Origin of the sequence: Candidatus Pelagibacter sp. RS40 (genome assembly GCF_002101295.1) — a bacterium.
GTDB lineage: Bacteria > Pseudomonadota > Alphaproteobacteria > Pelagibacterales > Pelagibacteraceae > Pelagibacter.
On the sequence record NZ_CP020778.1, the window covers coordinates 131,555 to 146,798 of the forward strand.

General features: G+C 29.9%; 19 protein-coding genes. 5 read left to right on the forward strand and 14 right to left on the reverse strand.

Translation table 11 applies throughout. The features are described 5' to 3' along the window. Window positions 1-22: 22 nt before the first annotated feature. Window positions 23-496: an ABA4-like family protein gene (locus tag B8063_RS00710; protein WP_085068532.1), complete on the forward strand. Its 474-nt coding sequence runs from the start codon at window positions 23-25 to the stop codon at window positions 494-496. Window positions 497-498: 2 nt separating this feature from the next. Here B8063_RS00710 and B8063_RS00715 read toward each other — a convergent pair whose 3' ends face one another. Then, the gene (locus B8063_RS00715) at window positions 499-885 is read right to left on the reverse strand and encodes a rhodanese-like domain-containing protein (protein ID WP_075521318.1); all 387 of its coding nucleotides are present in this window, start codon (window positions 883-885) and stop codon (window positions 499-501) included. Window positions 886-928: 43 nt separating this feature from the next. Between B8063_RS00715 and B8063_RS00720 the strand changes: the two genes are divergently transcribed. Next, window positions 929-1,387, forward strand: a complete 459-nt coding sequence (locus B8063_RS00720; protein WP_085068534.1) for a peroxiredoxin — start codon at window positions 929-931, stop codon at window positions 1,385-1,387. A 52-nt stretch (window positions 1,388-1,439) separates the two neighbouring features. Here the strand turns inward: B8063_RS00720 and B8063_RS00725 are convergent, their stop codons facing one another. The 6 genes from B8063_RS00725 to B8063_RS00750 all read right to left on the reverse strand — a co-directional run bounded on the left by B8063_RS00725 (window position 1,440) and on the right by B8063_RS00750 (window position 7,019). Then, the gene (locus B8063_RS00725; RefSeq protein WP_085068536.1) at window positions 1,440-2,738 is read right to left on the reverse strand and encodes an ammonium transporter; all 1,299 of its coding nucleotides are present in this window, start codon (window positions 2,736-2,738) and stop codon (window positions 1,440-1,442) included. Between the two features lie 145 nt (window positions 2,739-2,883). Then, window positions 2,884-3,159 carry an HU family DNA-binding protein gene (locus tag B8063_RS00730; protein ID WP_075521315.1) on the reverse strand — a complete coding sequence of 92 codons (276 nt, stop codon included), beginning with the start codon at window positions 3,157-3,159 and terminating at the stop codon, window positions 2,884-2,886. Between the two features lie 146 nt (window positions 3,160-3,305). Beyond that, window positions 3,306-4,415: an RIP metalloprotease RseP gene (gene rseP, locus B8063_RS00735; protein WP_085068538.1), complete on the reverse strand. Its 1,110-nt coding sequence runs from the start codon at window positions 4,413-4,415 to the stop codon at window positions 3,306-3,308. Window positions 4,416-4,480: 65 nt separating this feature from the next. Beyond that, the gene (locus tag B8063_RS00740) at window positions 4,481-5,911 is read right to left on the reverse strand and encodes a sodium:solute symporter family transporter (protein ID WP_075521313.1); all 1,431 of its coding nucleotides are present in this window, start codon (window positions 5,909-5,911) and stop codon (window positions 4,481-4,483) included. Between the two features lie 103 nt (window positions 5,912-6,014). Beyond that, on the reverse strand, window positions 6,015-6,761 hold the full coding sequence (locus B8063_RS00745) for a sulfite exporter TauE/SafE family protein (protein WP_085068540.1): 747 nt from the start codon (window positions 6,759-6,761) through the stop codon (window positions 6,015-6,017). Between the two features lie 6 nt (window positions 6,762-6,767). Further along, window positions 6,768-7,019: a GNAT family N-acetyltransferase gene (locus tag B8063_RS00750; RefSeq protein ID WP_085068542.1), complete on the reverse strand. Its 252-nt coding sequence runs from the start codon at window positions 7,017-7,019 to the stop codon at window positions 6,768-6,770. Window positions 7,020-7,284: 265 nt separating this feature from the next. Between B8063_RS00750 and B8063_RS00760 the strand changes: the two genes are divergently transcribed. Then, window positions 7,285-8,424, forward strand: coding sequence for a glycine cleavage T C-terminal barrel domain-containing protein (locus tag B8063_RS00760; protein WP_085068546.1), 1,140 nt, complete (start codon window positions 7,285-7,287; stop codon window positions 8,422-8,424). Between the two features lie 175 nt (window positions 8,425-8,599). Here B8063_RS00760 and B8063_RS00765 read toward each other — a convergent pair whose 3' ends face one another. From B8063_RS00765 to B8063_RS00785, 5 genes are all read right to left on the reverse strand, one after another. Continuing rightward, window positions 8,600-9,367 carry an ABC transporter permease gene (locus tag B8063_RS00765; protein WP_085068548.1) on the reverse strand — a complete coding sequence of 256 codons (768 nt, stop codon included), beginning with the start codon at window positions 9,365-9,367 and terminating at the stop codon, window positions 8,600-8,602. Then, window positions 9,357-10,292 (reverse strand): ABC transporter ATP-binding protein, encoded by a 936-nt coding sequence (locus tag B8063_RS00770; protein ID WP_075521359.1) that lies wholly within the window; start codon window positions 10,290-10,292, stop codon window positions 9,357-9,359. The genes B8063_RS00765 and B8063_RS00770 overlap by 11 nt, the downstream gene beginning before the upstream one ends. Before the next feature lie 98 nt (window positions 10,293-10,390). Further along, window positions 10,391-10,834 (reverse strand): DUF4396 domain-containing protein, encoded by a 444-nt coding sequence (locus B8063_RS00775; protein ID WP_075521308.1) that lies wholly within the window; start codon window positions 10,832-10,834, stop codon window positions 10,391-10,393. Further along, entirely contained in the window at window positions 10,831-11,265 is a 435-nt protein-coding gene (locus B8063_RS00780) for a c-type cytochrome (RefSeq protein WP_085068550.1), read from the reverse strand. Before B8063_RS00780 ends, B8063_RS00775 begins: the two co-directional genes overlap by 4 nt. Before the next feature lie 9 nt (window positions 11,266-11,274). Beyond that, window positions 11,275-11,724: a c-type cytochrome gene (locus B8063_RS00785; protein ID WP_075521306.1), complete on the reverse strand. Its 450-nt coding sequence runs from the start codon at window positions 11,722-11,724 to the stop codon at window positions 11,275-11,277. Window positions 11,725-11,735: 11 nt separating this feature from the next. On the opposite strand from B8063_RS00785, the gene B8063_RS00790 reads away from it, so the two are divergent. Together B8063_RS00790 and B8063_RS00795 are read left to right on the forward strand one after the other, a co-directional pair. After that, window positions 11,736-12,263 carry a cytochrome b gene (locus tag B8063_RS00790; protein WP_085068552.1) on the forward strand — a complete coding sequence of 176 codons (528 nt, stop codon included), beginning with the start codon at window positions 11,736-11,738 and terminating at the stop codon, window positions 12,261-12,263. Then, window positions 12,260-12,643, forward strand: a complete 384-nt coding sequence (locus tag B8063_RS00795; RefSeq protein WP_075521305.1) for a thioredoxin family protein — start codon at window positions 12,260-12,262, stop codon at window positions 12,641-12,643. The genes B8063_RS00790 and B8063_RS00795 overlap by 4 nt, the downstream gene beginning before the upstream one ends. On the opposite strand, the gene ald is transcribed toward B8063_RS00795, so the two are convergent. Together ald and B8063_RS00805 are read right to left on the reverse strand one after the other, a co-directional pair. Further along, window positions 12,640-13,755, reverse strand: a complete 1,116-nt coding sequence (gene ald, locus B8063_RS00800; protein ID WP_085068554.1) for an alanine dehydrogenase — start codon at window positions 13,753-13,755, stop codon at window positions 12,640-12,642. The genes B8063_RS00795 and ald overlap by 4 nt on opposite strands. A 9-nt stretch (window positions 13,756-13,764) precedes the next feature. Then, complete coding sequence (locus B8063_RS00805; protein ID WP_085068556.1) at window positions 13,765-15,108, reverse strand: aminotransferase class III-fold pyridoxal phosphate-dependent enzyme; 1,344 nt, start codon at window positions 15,106-15,108, stop codon at window positions 13,765-13,767. Window positions 15,109-15,244: the final 136 nt, after the last annotated feature.

A 15,244-nucleotide genomic window follows, 5' to 3' on the forward strand; every position in this document is an offset into this window, starting at 1 on the left:
TCTAATATAATGTAAAAAAATTATGATAGAACAAATAGCAGCATTTTTTACTATAGAAATGATCTATTTATGGTTGAACATAGGTGTTTTGCCATTTTGGTTTGTATTAATTTTTTTTCCTCAATCAAAAGTATGCAGCTTATTGGTTACCTCAATATTTCCATTTTTAATTCTTGGGGCTACTTATTGTTATTTGATATTCTATTATTTTTCTACTGGTTATAATTTTTTAGAAAACTTTAATCTTTATAAAGGTTTGTTTGACCTTAGTTCATTATTTGAAAATGAGAGTTTCTTAATTCTATTTTGGACCCATTTTTTGGCAGCAAACTTATTTTGTGGCTCCTGGATTGTAAGAGATAGTCTTAAGTTCTTCATATCAAAATATCTAATCTTGGTTCCTCTTTTGGTGACTTATTTTATTGGACCAGTTGGACTAATTATGTATTGGGTAATAAGAATTTTTTATGCAAAAAAAATAGGTTTTATTGATTAAAATTATTTAATAACTTTAAATCCTGAATTTTTCATTGCTCCAAATCCTCCATCAATATGACAAATGTTTTTAAAGCCCATATCCTTTAATGACTTAGTTGCAAGAGCTGATCTTAATCCACCTGCACAAAAAAGAACCATCTCTTTATCCATATCTATCTTACCCTCTTTAAAGTAAGGACTGTCTGGATCCATCCAAAATTCCAACATGCCCCGAGGTATATGATTAGAATTTTCAATTCTTCCTAAATTCTCAAGTTCTCTTACATCTCTAATATCTATAAGATTGCACTTATCATCATTAGACATTTGCAAAGCCTCTGAGGGTGAAATTGTTTTAATTTCTTTTAAAGCATCTGCGACTAAAGTTTGTGCTGATTTTATTGTCATATCAGTTATTTACCGTAAAAAAACAAAATTACAATTAAACATTATGAACAAATTTAAAAATGCACCTAATATAAAAATTCCATCTACAAATGGAGAAATATTTGAACTTAAAAAGATTAAAAATAAATTTTTAGTTTTATATTTTTACCCAAAAGATGACACGCCTGGCTGTACTGTAGAAACGAAAGATTTTAATTCTTTGTTGTCTAAATTTAAGAATTTGGACTGTGCTGTGTTTGGTATTTCAAAAGATGATATGAGAAGCCATGATAAATTTAAAGAAAAATATAAAGTAAAATTTGATCTTTTATCAGACGAAAAAAAAGAGGCTTTAAAGGCTTTTAAAGTCTGGGGAAAAAAGAAATTTATGGGTAAAGAATTTATGGGCGTGATCAGAAGCACTTTTGTAATTAAAAATAATAAAATAGTAAAAGAGTGGAGATCAGTAAAAGTAAAAGATCATGCTAAAGAAGTTTTAGAATTCATCAAAAAAACAAATTAAAAAAAAGGCCCCATACAGGGGCCTTTTATAACTTGAGGGAGGGAAAGTTAATTTAGTCTCTGATCGAGTAAGCTATAACTCCAGTTTCAGATACATCTGTACCTTTCATTTCAGCTTCTTTACTCAATCTAATACCTATTGTTGCTTTCATAATTGACCATACGATGTAAGCTACAACAAATACGAATGCATTTATTGAAACTACACCTAATGCCTGTGCACCAAAGTTAGCATCAGGGTTTGTTGCAGGGACAATTAATGTTCCCCATATTCCGGCAAACAAGTGTGCGGGAATCGCTCCAACAACATCATCGATTTTAAGGCTAAATAGAAATTTAGTACCGTATACAACGATTACTCCACCTACAGCACCAATTAATATTGCTGCTATTGGAGATGGCATTAAAGGTTCTGCAGTTATCGCTACAAGACCACCTATACATCCGTTTAACATCTGTACGACATCAGTTTTTCCACTTAATCTTGTGACTGCTCCTGCTGCCATAACACCACCTGCTCCAGCAAGTAATGTGTTAATGAATATACTTGATACTGCGATTGCATCATCAGCAGTTCCCATTGCTAATTGAGATCCACCATTAAATCCAAACCAACCTAACCAAAGAATAAATATTCCAAGTGTTACTAAAGGAATAGATGAAGCTGCAAAAGGCTTAACCGGCGCAGGTTCACCTTTTTTTGTAAATCTTCCAAGTCTAGGACCTAAAATCATTGCACCAGCAAGTGCAGCTGCACCACCGGTTGAGTGTACTAGAGTTGACCCGGCAAAATCTGAGAAACCAGCAGCAGCTAACCAGCCACCACCCCATTGCCATCCCATAACAATTGGATAAATAATTCCTGCTAAAATTGCAGCAAATAAAAAGAAAGGCCAAAGTTTAATTCTTTCTGCTAATGTTCCAGATACAATTGAAACTGTAGTTGCACAGAATACCATTTGGAAATACCAATCTGACCCATCAGAATAACCAGTATCTACCGCACTTGCGTCTGACCATGGTATAAACTTACCTATGTATCCACCTTCTGGAATACCATAAGCAAGATTGTATCCTACTAACCAAAACATTATTGCTGCAATCGAAAATAAACCAATATTTTTCGCACAGATTACGGATACACTTTTTGATGTAACCATTCCCGATTCTAACATTGCAAATCCTGCTGCCATGAACATGACTAAGAAACCACAAATCAAAAACAGGAGAGTATTAAAAATAAAACCTACTTCTGCAGAAACTGTTGTCTCTGCGTAACCTGTACTAGTCATATTCAGTAAGAAAAATATACTTACTAAAGGACCAACAAGTTTTTTTAAAAATTTAGTCATTTAACCTCCGTTAATTAAAAGAGGTTCTTATAGATTTAAAAAAACTAATAACTATTGATTGTTCTTAAAAATAGGTATGCAGTAATTGCATATAGAAACAGCCTCTATTAAGTATTCGACTTAATAAAGGCTGTTTGAAAAAAGTTTACTTATTGAAAACTTCTTTTAGCGCTTTGGCAGGTAAAAATTTTACCTTTTGAGAAGCAGCTATTTGGATTTGTTCTCCAGTTCTTGGATTTCTTCCAATTCTTGCTTTTCTTTTAGCCACTTTATATGTACCAAAACCCGCTATTTTTACTGAATCATCATTCTTCAATGCATCCAATATAGTGTTAGTTATGGTATCAAAAGTACGCTCCGCATCAGCTTTACTTTGATTTAAAGAACCAGCTAATTTAGCGACTAATTGTTTTTTATTCATTTTTTAGCTCCAGGTTTAAAAATTTAATACTTAACAAAATCGTTGATAATTCAAGCTTTTTTTTAGTGTGTGATAAAATATATTATACAATATGTAGTGATAAAAAAACGTTGATTTTATTAGTTTTTTTAATCTAGAAAAACCCTTTAAAATAAGCCTAAATCTCTTAGATCATTAAAAGTCACAAAAAACATTAAAGAAAGCAATAAAAATATCCCGATTCGAAAAAATCCTTCTTGAGTTTTTTGACTTAAAGGACGTCCTAAAATTTTCTCAAATCCATAAAACATTAAATGGCCTCCATCTAACATTGGGATAGGAAATAAGTTAATTAAACCAAGGCTTATTGAGATATAGGCCATCATACTAATAAATGGAATAATACCAAATTCAGCAACTTGCCCAGATATTTTAGCTATTCTTATTGGACCCCCCAACTGTGAAGTATCTCCTTTTCCAACAATCATAGAACCAAGATATTTTAACGATGAAACGGTAACGAAATACACCTCATTAAATGATTGAACTAATGCTTGTGCAGGGCCTAATTTAACATGATTTATTTTATCATTATAAGCACTCAATTTTATACCCACCATCCGTTTCTTAAGTTTGTTACCTAAGTTATCTTCGCTTTCTACTAAATTGGGTTTTACTTTTAATAATATTTCATTTTCAAATCTTGAAACTTTAAAATCAACAAAATCTGATGTCGACATTGCAATAAATTTAGAAACATCCAAAATACTCTCTACTTTATTGTTATCTATTTCTAAAATTATGTCATTTTTCTTTAAACCTGCTATTTCTGCAGGGCTATCTTTTTGAACTTCATCAATAACAGCAGGAGTAAAATCTTTACCTATAAACATATAGATGAAGAGAAATATAAAAATTGCTAAAATAAAGTTGGCTAAAGGTCCGCCAAATACAATCCATGCTCTTTGGTATAAAGGTTTAGTTACAAATAATTTTTCTTGGTCCTCTTTGTTATATTTTTTTAATAACTCTTCTTGATCTGCTTGTGAAAAAACATTTCTGTCACCAAAAAATTTTACATATCCACCCAAAGGTATCCAACAAATTTTCCATCTAGTACCTGATTTATCGTTCCATCCAAATATTTCTTTACCAAATCCAATTGAAAAATCAGTTACTCCAACACCGTATTTCTTTGCAAAATAATAATGACCATACTCATGAATAAATACAACGATTAGAATAAGTATAAGAAATGGAATAATATAATTAATCATAGAATTTAAATAATCATATCTATAAATTTAGAAAATTAAATAGTTAAAAATATCTTTCAAAATTGTTATTTTTTTAAATTCCATGTCAACAAAGGAGCAAAAGTCGCAGTCAAAAATGATAGAAATAACAACGATTGAGAGACAATACTTGGAAACAGATCCACTGGAAAAAGTATTCCAATTAAAATAGATTTAGAAAAATCTGGACTTGGAAATAATAGTAAACCAGCGATTAAACCTACAATTATTGATACATATGCATTTTTCTCAAAAAAAGTTTTCGAATAAAATCCATAAAAAATACTTAATACTGCTGCACAACAAAAAAGATCGGCTAACAAAAATAAGTATAAAATACTCAAACCCTTTGAGGCTACAAATAACGCAATGATGGATAATATAATTATTATCTGTTTAGACAACAAATCATAATTCTTAATTTTTATAATTTTTTTTCCATCAACAATTATTAAGCTGGAAATTGCGTTTATAATTGTATCAATACTGCTAACTGTTAATGATATTGCTAAAAAAATAATAATTACTGAAATAATTAAATACTGATCTTTTAAAAGTAATTGAAAAAAAGCAAGATCAGGTGCAACTATATTTTCTGATGATGCTGCAACTAAACCTGTAAAACCCATAAAGAAAACAATTGGAATAATTATTAAAAAAGAAAAAATTAAACTTTTTTTTAATACTTCAGAATTCTTTGCAGCATAAACTCTTTGCCAATTTCCTTGGTGAAATAGATTTGTAGCTGCAACTGCTATGAAAAATGTAAGTCCAGCAGTAAAATTAGGTAGATAATTTATGCTTAATAGCTGGGGTTGTTTTGTTTTAATATAATCAAAATTAAATTCATTTGTATTAAAATTAAATAAATAGGAAAATGTAATTAGCAATAAAACAATCAAGAATAAAAATTGAATGTTATCTGTAAAAATCGAAGCCCTTAAACCTCCGTATAATGTGTAAATTAGAGAACTAATAATAACTATTAAAGCAGTTATCCATAAATCAGTTCCTGAAATATAATTAATTAACATTGAAACAGCAGTTACTTCAGCAATTAAAAAGATAGTCATGTAAAATATGGATAAAACTAAAATTAATTTAAATAAATTTGGTCCGTACTTTAATCTAATTACTTCTATTAAAGTTTTTCCTTTTGGATATTTTTCTCTAAATTGTGTTCCAAGATAAATTAAAATAAATAATGGAAATGCGGTTCCTAATGCATATCCAATCACAGCCCCTATTCCACCCCAAGTAGCAGCTGATGCGGGTCCAAACAATATCCATGCACCTAGTGCTGATGCAACTAAACTGGATGTTAATGAAAATGTTCCAACAGATCTATTTGCTAAAAGATAATTATTTAGTCCTTTAAATTTTTTAGAATAAACTATTCCAAGAATTACAAAAATTATTGATATACCAAGAACTAGTAAAATTGCATTTTGTTGGCTTAATAAAATTATATTATTCATTTTTCTCCCTTTCTGAATTACCGGACAGGTTCAAAGAGTATTTCTCAGTCCATTTGGACACCCCTAAAATTATTTATATATATTTTAAAATTTTATGGAAGATTTAAATTAAAAAATCATAAAGCATTTTTGAACTACTAATAAAAATTAAAGCATAAATAATGTTATAAAATAAGTTTTCCTCAATAATTTTAAGTAATTTAAAACCAATATAAATTCCTAATATTGATAGTGGGAATAACAAAATAGAATTAATTAGCGTTCCTGTATTCATCATAGATAGATGAATATATAATGGTAACTTAATTAAGTTTACAAATGTAAAAAAAATTACTCTCGTTCCAACATAAATTTCTTTTTTAAGTCTCAAAGGTAATAAATAAATACTTGTTGGTGTACCTCCAGCATGTACACAAAAAGATGTAAATCCTGCAACAATTGTACAAATTGAGCCCTTAATGTTATTTTTTTTATGAGATTTAATTTTATTTTTTTTAAATATGAAGTAATGGCCTGCAAATATAAAACCCATTAATCCAATTAGAAATTTTAAAAGATCTTCAGAAAAATATGAAAATGTAAGTGAGCCAATAATAATTCCAATTGCAGCTGATGGGATAATTAATTTTAAGGTTTCAAGATCATAATTTTTTCGAAATCTATAAACTGCTATAAAATCTGAAAATATTAAAATTGGTAACATAATTGCTAATGCTTCTGTTAATGACATTGATAGTGTCATTAATGGAATTGAAATTAATGCTATAGAACCTCCCAATCCAGATTTTGCTATTCCGAATAGAATTATTGCTGGAATTACTGAAATTAAGAAAATAAGATTTATTTCCATTCAGTTTTACTGAAGCTGAAATAATTTTTTACCTAGTGGACTAATTGGTTCTTGAGGAATTGGTTTCTTACCAATTTTTTTTTCGATAATTTTAATTAATTTTTTAGCTAAGCCTTTTCGTCTAAAAATAGGATTTACGAATATATATTCGATCTCTCCCATCTCATTATATCTTGCAAAACCAAGTGTTGTGTTAATATTTTTGAATGTAATTATACCTTCAGTTTCTACACACTCATAATTATTTAGATTGTCCATGATCAGTCATATAATAATAATCCTAGAATAGACAAGGCAATAATTGAAATAGTTACTATTATATAATTAATTTTAAATTTGAATTTTTGATAAAAATAATCCTCAATTTTTTTCCAAAATATAACTATGAGAAATAAAATAATTACGGGTAATACAATTTTAACCATTAAATAAGTTAGACTAATTAGTTTATTTTTTAAATTAATTAAATTGTCTTTAAGACAAATTTCTTTGCATAAAATTTGCTTTCTGCTATGCACTCACAATGACAGATAAAAACTTTGGTTTTGGCACACAAATTAGAAAATCTCCTTATTTCAATGCAACAGTCAGATACGGAGCAAAAGGGTTTTCAGTTTATAATCATATGTATATTCCAAGAGATTTTGGAAGTCCTGAACAAAATTTTTGGAATTTGATAGAAAATGCCATTTTATGTGATGTTGCAGTTGAAAGGCAGGTTGAGATAACTGGGCCAGATGCATACAAGTTTATACAATTATTAACTCCAAGGGATTTATCTAAGCTTGCAGTGGGTCAATGCAAATATGTTTTAATAGTTAATAACGAAGGTGGAATTTTAAATGACCCAGTTTTATTAAGACTTGATACAAATCATTTTTGGCTGTCACTTGCTGATAGTGATGTATTATTTTGGGCTCAGGGAGTTGCAATAAATTCTGGTTTGAACGTTAAAATTACAGAACCCGATGTTTCACCATTGCAATTACAAGGTCCAAAATCAGGAGACATTATGGTTAGACTATTCGGTGAAAGTATTAAGGATTTAAAATACTATTGGCTTAAAGAGTACGAGTTAGATGGAATTCCATTAATTGTTTCAAGAACTGGTTGGTCAAGTGAACTTGGATATGAAATATATTTAAGAGATGGATCAAAAGGTGATGACTTGTATGAAAAAATTATGACTGCTGGAAAAAATTTTGGTATTCAGCCCGGTCATACTTCATCAATAAGAAGAATTGAAGGTGGGATGTTATCTTATCATGCAGATGCAGATATAAATACTAATCCTTTTGAACTAGGTCTTGATAGGTTAGTCAACTTAGAGAGTGACATTAATTTCATTGGCAAAGATGCATTAAGAAAAATCAAAAACGATGGAATAAAAAGAAAACAAGTTGGTATTGAATTAGATTGTGAGCCGTTGTCAGGTCCTAACACAACTTTTTGGACAATAATGAATAAAAGTAAAAAAGTTGGGAAAGTTACCTCGGCTGTTTACTCACCAAGACTTAAAAAAAATATTGCTTTAGCAATGGTAGATATAAAATACACAGATTTAGGAACAAAATTACAAACTAAAATTGATGATAAAATAGTTAATTGCACTATTGTGGAAAAACCATTTTTTGATCCTAAAAAGAAGATTGCCTCAAGTTAAAATTAGAAAATAAAATAAGTAATCAAAATCACAATTAATACAATAATAGACCAAATCGATAAATTGGTTAGAAATTGTTTTAATTTTGAATTAGTTTTTAGAAAAGCAGGCAAAACTAATATTAATACAGCAATTAGAGATATCGCTGGAATTATTTGTTCTAAATTCAAACTACTTACTGTTTTATGTTATAACCTTTTTTTAACAATGTTGTTACAACAGTTATACAAGTTATTAAAAAAAGTAACATACAGCCAATACTTATCCATATGTTAAAATCTGAAACACCATAAAAAGAGTATCTCATTCCATTAATTAGATATACGACAGGATTAAAATATGTAACTGTTTGCCAAAAAGAAGGAAGCATATCTAAAGAGTATAAGCTACCACCTAGAAAAACCATTGGTGTAATTACCAATGTTGGTACAATTGACATTTGTTCAAAATTAGAGCTCATCAATCCAATTAAAAAACCAAATAGCGCAAATGTAAAAGCTACAAGCACCAAAAGAAATATCATAAGTAATGGATATTTGACTGTTACATCTACAAAAAACAAAGAGGTAACAAATATAACGACGCCAACAATTAATGTTTTAGTTGCTCCTGCCCCAACAAATGCAAGTACCACTTCAAACGTAGAAATTGGAGCAGCTAAAATTTCATAAATAGTGCCATTAAATTTTGGAAAAAATATTCCAAAAGAAGTATTGCTTATTGATTGTGTCAATAAAGTTAACATCAATAAACCTGGTACTATGTATGAACCATAACTTAGCCCATCAATACTCTCCACATAATCACCAATAACAGATCCAAAAACAATAAAGTAAAGAGAGGTGGATAACACTGGTGATAGTAAAGATTGTAGTAACGTTCTTCTAAACCTATCCATTTCATGAAGGTAAATTGCTCTTAGAGCATAAAAGTTAAATTTCATTATTTTCCTTTACTAAAGTGACAAATATTTTTTCTAAAGAACTCTGTTCTGTTTTAAGGTCTCTCATTTTTAAACCAGCCTCTTTTATTTCTTGTAACAAATTTGTAATTCCAGTTCTCTCAGCTCTAACATTATAATTATAAATAAGCGACATTTGATCTTTTCCAATTACTAATTCATATTTTGAAAGTCGTTCAGGAATTTCGGTTATTTTATCTTGTAATTCAATTAATAAAGTTTTTTGACCCATTCTTTTAAGTAAATCATTTTTATTTTCTACAACAATGATTTCTCCTTGGTTAATTACAGCTACTCTATCTGCAATTGCCTCTGCCTCTTCAATGTAATGAGTTGTCAAAATTATTGTTACTCCTGTTTTTCTCAATATATCCACAACATTCCACATATCTTTTCTCAGCTCGACATCTACACCTGCTGTTGGTTCATCCAAAAAAAGTATTGAGGGTTCATGCGAAAGTGCTTTGGCAATTAAAACTCTTCTTTTCATTCCACCTGATAATTGTCTAAGTCCAAGATCTTTTTTATCCCATAAACTTAAATCTTTTAAAACTTTTTCTATATGTTTCGGATTAGGAGATTTGCCATACAAGCCTCTCGAGTAAGATACGTTATTGAAAACCGTCTCAAAAGCTTCCAAGGTTAATTCTTGGGGTACTAATCCAATTCTTGATCTAGTTTCGCGGTATTGGTCAATTATATCATAATTGTCGACAGTGATGTTGCCTGAAGTGGGAGTTACAATTCCACAAATTACACTTATCAAAGTTGTTTTCCCAGCTCCATTAGGACCCAATAATGCTAAAATTTCTCCTTTTTTAATTGTGAGATTGATATTTTTTAAAGCGTTAAATCCATTACTGTAAACTTTAGATAAGTCTTTAATTATAATTTGATTTTCTTCCATTGGGGTTGAAAACATATAATTGTTAAAAAGATTATTACAAGAAATTATAAGAACACATCTATTAACTAAAATTGATAATAATAGGGTTTTTAACTAATCTAATGACAAGCTTGATTGAATTTTTTAAGTCTCCAATAATTATAAGGCCATGGAGTTACAAAACCAACTGCCAACATAATTGGAACTACCCACCAGGTAAGTATTGCACCACCTGTTAAGAAATAATCAGTTAAATTCATTGCAACTTCCATACTGATCATAGATATAAAGCTCATCCCAATAGCTGTGTGAAAAGCTTTTTTGAAATCGAAATTTTGTTTCATCAAAATTATTGTCTCTAAAATAATACTAGTTATTAAACCATTTATGATTGCTAAAATCATAATGGCAAGGACGGGAAAAGGAATTTGGGTTAATTGAAAAAATAAAATTGTTCCAAAATCTCCTATAGAACATCCAAGTAAACACCATGCAGTGTTTTTTGCACTTCTTTTCCAAGTGTGTTTACATGACCAATTAAAATTTAAAGTTTCTGAACTCATTTTTTACTAATTTCCAACTGATGAAAATATATATCATCATTCCAATATGATTTAATATAAGAGAGAATATTATCAATCCCCTCATCCTCAATATTATTACCAAAACCCATCATTTTACCCTCATAATTTTTTATCAGTTTTGCAAATCCATACTTTATAATTTTATGCAACAACTCATCAGAATGATGCCACGTATGTCCTGTTCCATTTAAGGGTGGCGCTTTTCTATGTCCGTCTTCATCAAATCCTTTCCAGTTTTTTGCACCAGCTAAATTTACTTGATGACAAGAAGCACAATATTGATTGTATAACAATTTTCCTGCTTCAATTTTTAATGGATCATCTTTGGTTATAGGATAATGAGAATACGAATAAGCAGAATTAATGAAACAAAAAAATAAAAATATTATTAAAAAAAAATTTTTAAACATTAAAAAATGTTAATGTGGTTTTCTATATCTGCTATGACATGCATTGCAATTTGCCCACATTAATTTTTTGTAAGTTGCCTGAATGTCATCTACTTCTTCCATAACTTTAGCTAATTGTAACATGTCATCTGCTGCTTTTTGCATCAAAGCGTTAAATGCATCCTTCTCCTCCCAAATAATTGGTAAAGCCTCAGTACCATAGCCTTCTTTAGAATTTTCTGGAAAATAGTTTAACAAGTTTTCATAATTTTTACTCATTTCAAAAATAATAGGCTCCGCTTCCTCAACCTCGAATTCCCTCAATAGAATATTTACCCTTTTTGCTAATTTCGCATTATTGCTAAAAATTGCTTTTCTACCTTTAATTATATCCTCTATACTTTCTTCTGAATGAGCAATAAAATTGGTATTTAAAAAAGAAGCAGCGACAAAAATAAATAATAAAAATTTATTTTTCATAAATGTAAATTATGAGGGATGTTAACATTATACAAAAATACAATATTTTAACAAAGTTTTTCCATTGGCTAAGTGTCATAGGTCTAATAGTTCAAATACCACTTGGGTTTTATTTAGTTAGACAAGAATTTTCTGATTTTAGAATAACAATTGAGGAAATTCACGTATTAATTGGAATTACAATTTTTTATATCACTTTATTACGACTATTGGTGAGGCTTTTTGTAAATTCTCCAGAGAACCCAATTGAAGCATTTCCAGGTCAAATGATAATTGCAAAACTAAACCATTTTCTATTATATTTAACACTTCTAACAGTCACTTCTTCTGGGATATTAAAAAAATTGTTTAATGGTGAAAAATTAAATTTTGGGATTACCGAGGTCAAATTAAAATCGAATTTTGATTATGCTGATTTAAGTTATGATGTGCATATATACTCAAATTACACTTTGATTGCTCTAATATCTTTGCATATTTTAGCGGCATTGTTACATACCTTTGTTTTTAAAGATAATGTTATCAAAAGAATAACATGATTAGGTTAAAAAATTTAATATTTGTAATTTGTTTTACTTTTTTTTCATTTTCAAGTTTCAGTTTTGAAAAATCATCTGGTTTTTCTTTAAATGAATTTGATAAACTAAACACTGAAGGAAAAACAATTGTAATTAATTCTTGGAATGAATGGTGTTCAGTTTGTGCAACTCAAACTTCTATATTTGAACAAGCAAAAAAAGATTTTCCAGATTTTGAGTTCTTTTTTTATGAACATGATAAAAATAAAAATATAAGTGAAAAACTAAATATAAAGTTTTGGACCACTATAGCGATTTATAAAGATGGGAAAGAAATTGCTAGAGAAATTGGTTTGGACAAAAAAGAGGATATTTACGACTTACTCAAAAAAGGTATTTAATTTAAGATTTCAGAAGCATTAGCGTATTGGTGACCAAAAACATCTGCAACAGCTTTATAAGTAACGCTACCTTTATGAACATTTAATCCGGCTAAAAAATTTAAATCTTCTTTTAAAGCTTTTTGATAGCCATCTTTTGCTAGTTTGCTTAAAAAAGGTAAAGTGGCATTGTTTAATGCTATAGTTGAAGTTCTAGGAACCCCTCCTGGCATGTTTGCTACGCAATAATGAACTACATCATCAACTATATAAGTTGGTTCTGCGTGTGTTGTCGGTTTGCTGGTTTCAACACATCCGCCTTGATCAATTGCAACATCAACTATTACAGATCCTCTTTTCATTTTCTTAAGCATATTTTTTGAAACTAATTTTGGTGCTTCAGCGCCTGGAATTAAAACTCCTCCAACTAATAAATCACATTCTGAAACCAATTTTTCTATGTCTGTTTCATCACTTAATTGAGGAATGATTTTATCTCCAAACATTTCAGTTAATTGTTTTAGTCTATCAGCTGATTTATCAACAATATGAACTTTTGCTCTCATTCCAGTTGCAATAATTGCAGCATTTTCTCCAACAACGCCTCCACCTAAAATAACTACATTTCCAGGTTCTCCACCAGGAGCTCCACCAAGCAATATCCCTCTTCCTTTTTGATTTTTCTCCAAGCAATGTGCTCCGGCTTGAACAGACATTCTACCTGCGACCGCACTCATTGGTGCAAGCAATGGAAGCCTACCATTATTATCTGTTACTGTTTCATAAGCTATGCAAACTGATTTTGAGTCTATTAATCCTTGAGTTAATTCTTTTGCAGCAGCTAAATGCAAATAGGTAAAAACTATTTGATTTTCTTTAATCATTTTTACCTCTTTTGCTAAAGGCTCTTTGACTTTAACAATTATTTCAGCGTCATTAAAAATATCCTCTGCCTTATCAATAATTTTAGCTCCAGCTGATTTATATTGATCATTGTCAAAACCAGCTTCAAAACCACCATTATTCTCAATTAAAACCTCATGACCATTTGAGGTTAAAGTTTTTACACTTTTGGGAGTTAATCCTATACGATTTTCTTGCGGTTTAATTTCCTTAGGAACACCGATTTTCATAAATTGGAATTAATTTTTTTTGCTTTTTGCGTAGTTTGAAATTCCAGTTCTTAGTTTTTCAATAATTTCATCTATATGTTTTTTTTCACAAATAAACATAGGAGCAATAATTAAACAGTCTCCTGTTGCTTTAAAATTTACTCCTGCTTCATAACAATGTTTAAAACATGTAAATCCAGCGGCTCCAGGCTTTTTATGCATTTTCATGTCTATACCGCCCATCATTCCATAGCCTCTAATATTATCTACTGCTTCTAAATCTTTAAGAGACATTAAGCCTTCTTGGAAATAGGGACTCATTTCTTTTGCTCTATTAAATATATCCTCTTTCTCAAATATATCTTGAACTGCCAAACCTGCTGCAACAGAAATTGGTATTCCTGAGTATGTGTATCCATGGAATAATTCTATTGTTCCTTTGGGTGCGCCGTCCATTATTGAATCGTAAATTTCCTCTTTACATGCCACTGCACCCAATGGTGATATACCGTTCGTAGTTGCTTTTGCCATTGTGATTATATCTGGTGTTACACCGTACTCTTGAGATGCAAATGGAGAGCCTGTTCTTCCCCACCCTGTAATAACCTCGTCAAAAATTAAAATTATACCATGCTTATCGCAAATTTCTCTTAGTCTTTGTAAGTATCCTTTTGGTGGAACTAAAGTTCCAGTTGATCCAGCAATTGGTTCAACAATACATGCTGCAATATTTTCTCCTCCAAAGTTTGTACAAATTCTTTCTAAATCATCTGCTAATTCTGCACCTGTCTCAGGCTGACCTGAAATAAATTTATGTTCTGGTAAATGTGTATGTCTCATATGAACTACACCTGGCATTAATACACTTGCAAATGTTTTAACATTGTTAATCATGCCTCCAACGGATGTCGCTCCAATATTCATTCCGTGGTAACCTCTTTCTCTACCAACAAATCTAAAACGATTACCTTCTCCTCTAGATTTATGATACGCTATTGCAATTTTAATTGCTGTTTCAACTGCGGTAGATCCGCAAATCGTATAAAAAATTCTATTTAAATTTCCTGGAGTATGTTTTGCAATTCTTGTTGCAAGTTCAAATGAACCTCCAAAGCCTTGTTGAAATGGTTGAGCGTAATCAACAGTTTTTAATTGTTTGGTTATTGCATCAATAATTTCTTGTCTCCCATGACCTAAAGGATTGCAAAATAATCCAGAGCTTGCATCAATTTGAGTTTTTCCATGATGATTTTTTAAATAAACTCCTTTTGCTTCAACTATTAATCTTGGGTTTTCTTTAAAATCTTTATTGGATGTAAATGGCATCCAATGTTCATTTAAAGAATTTGGAATATTTGGTTTTTCTGAACTCATAAAATTTTTAAAAAAGTAAGTTTTTATCCTCTTAGACTAATTCATTTTGATTGGACAGAAAATAAATATACCATACAACTCAAAGTTGTCTAAGTTTTTAATGTCACCCCTTACGCATAATTCATCATTTACATCA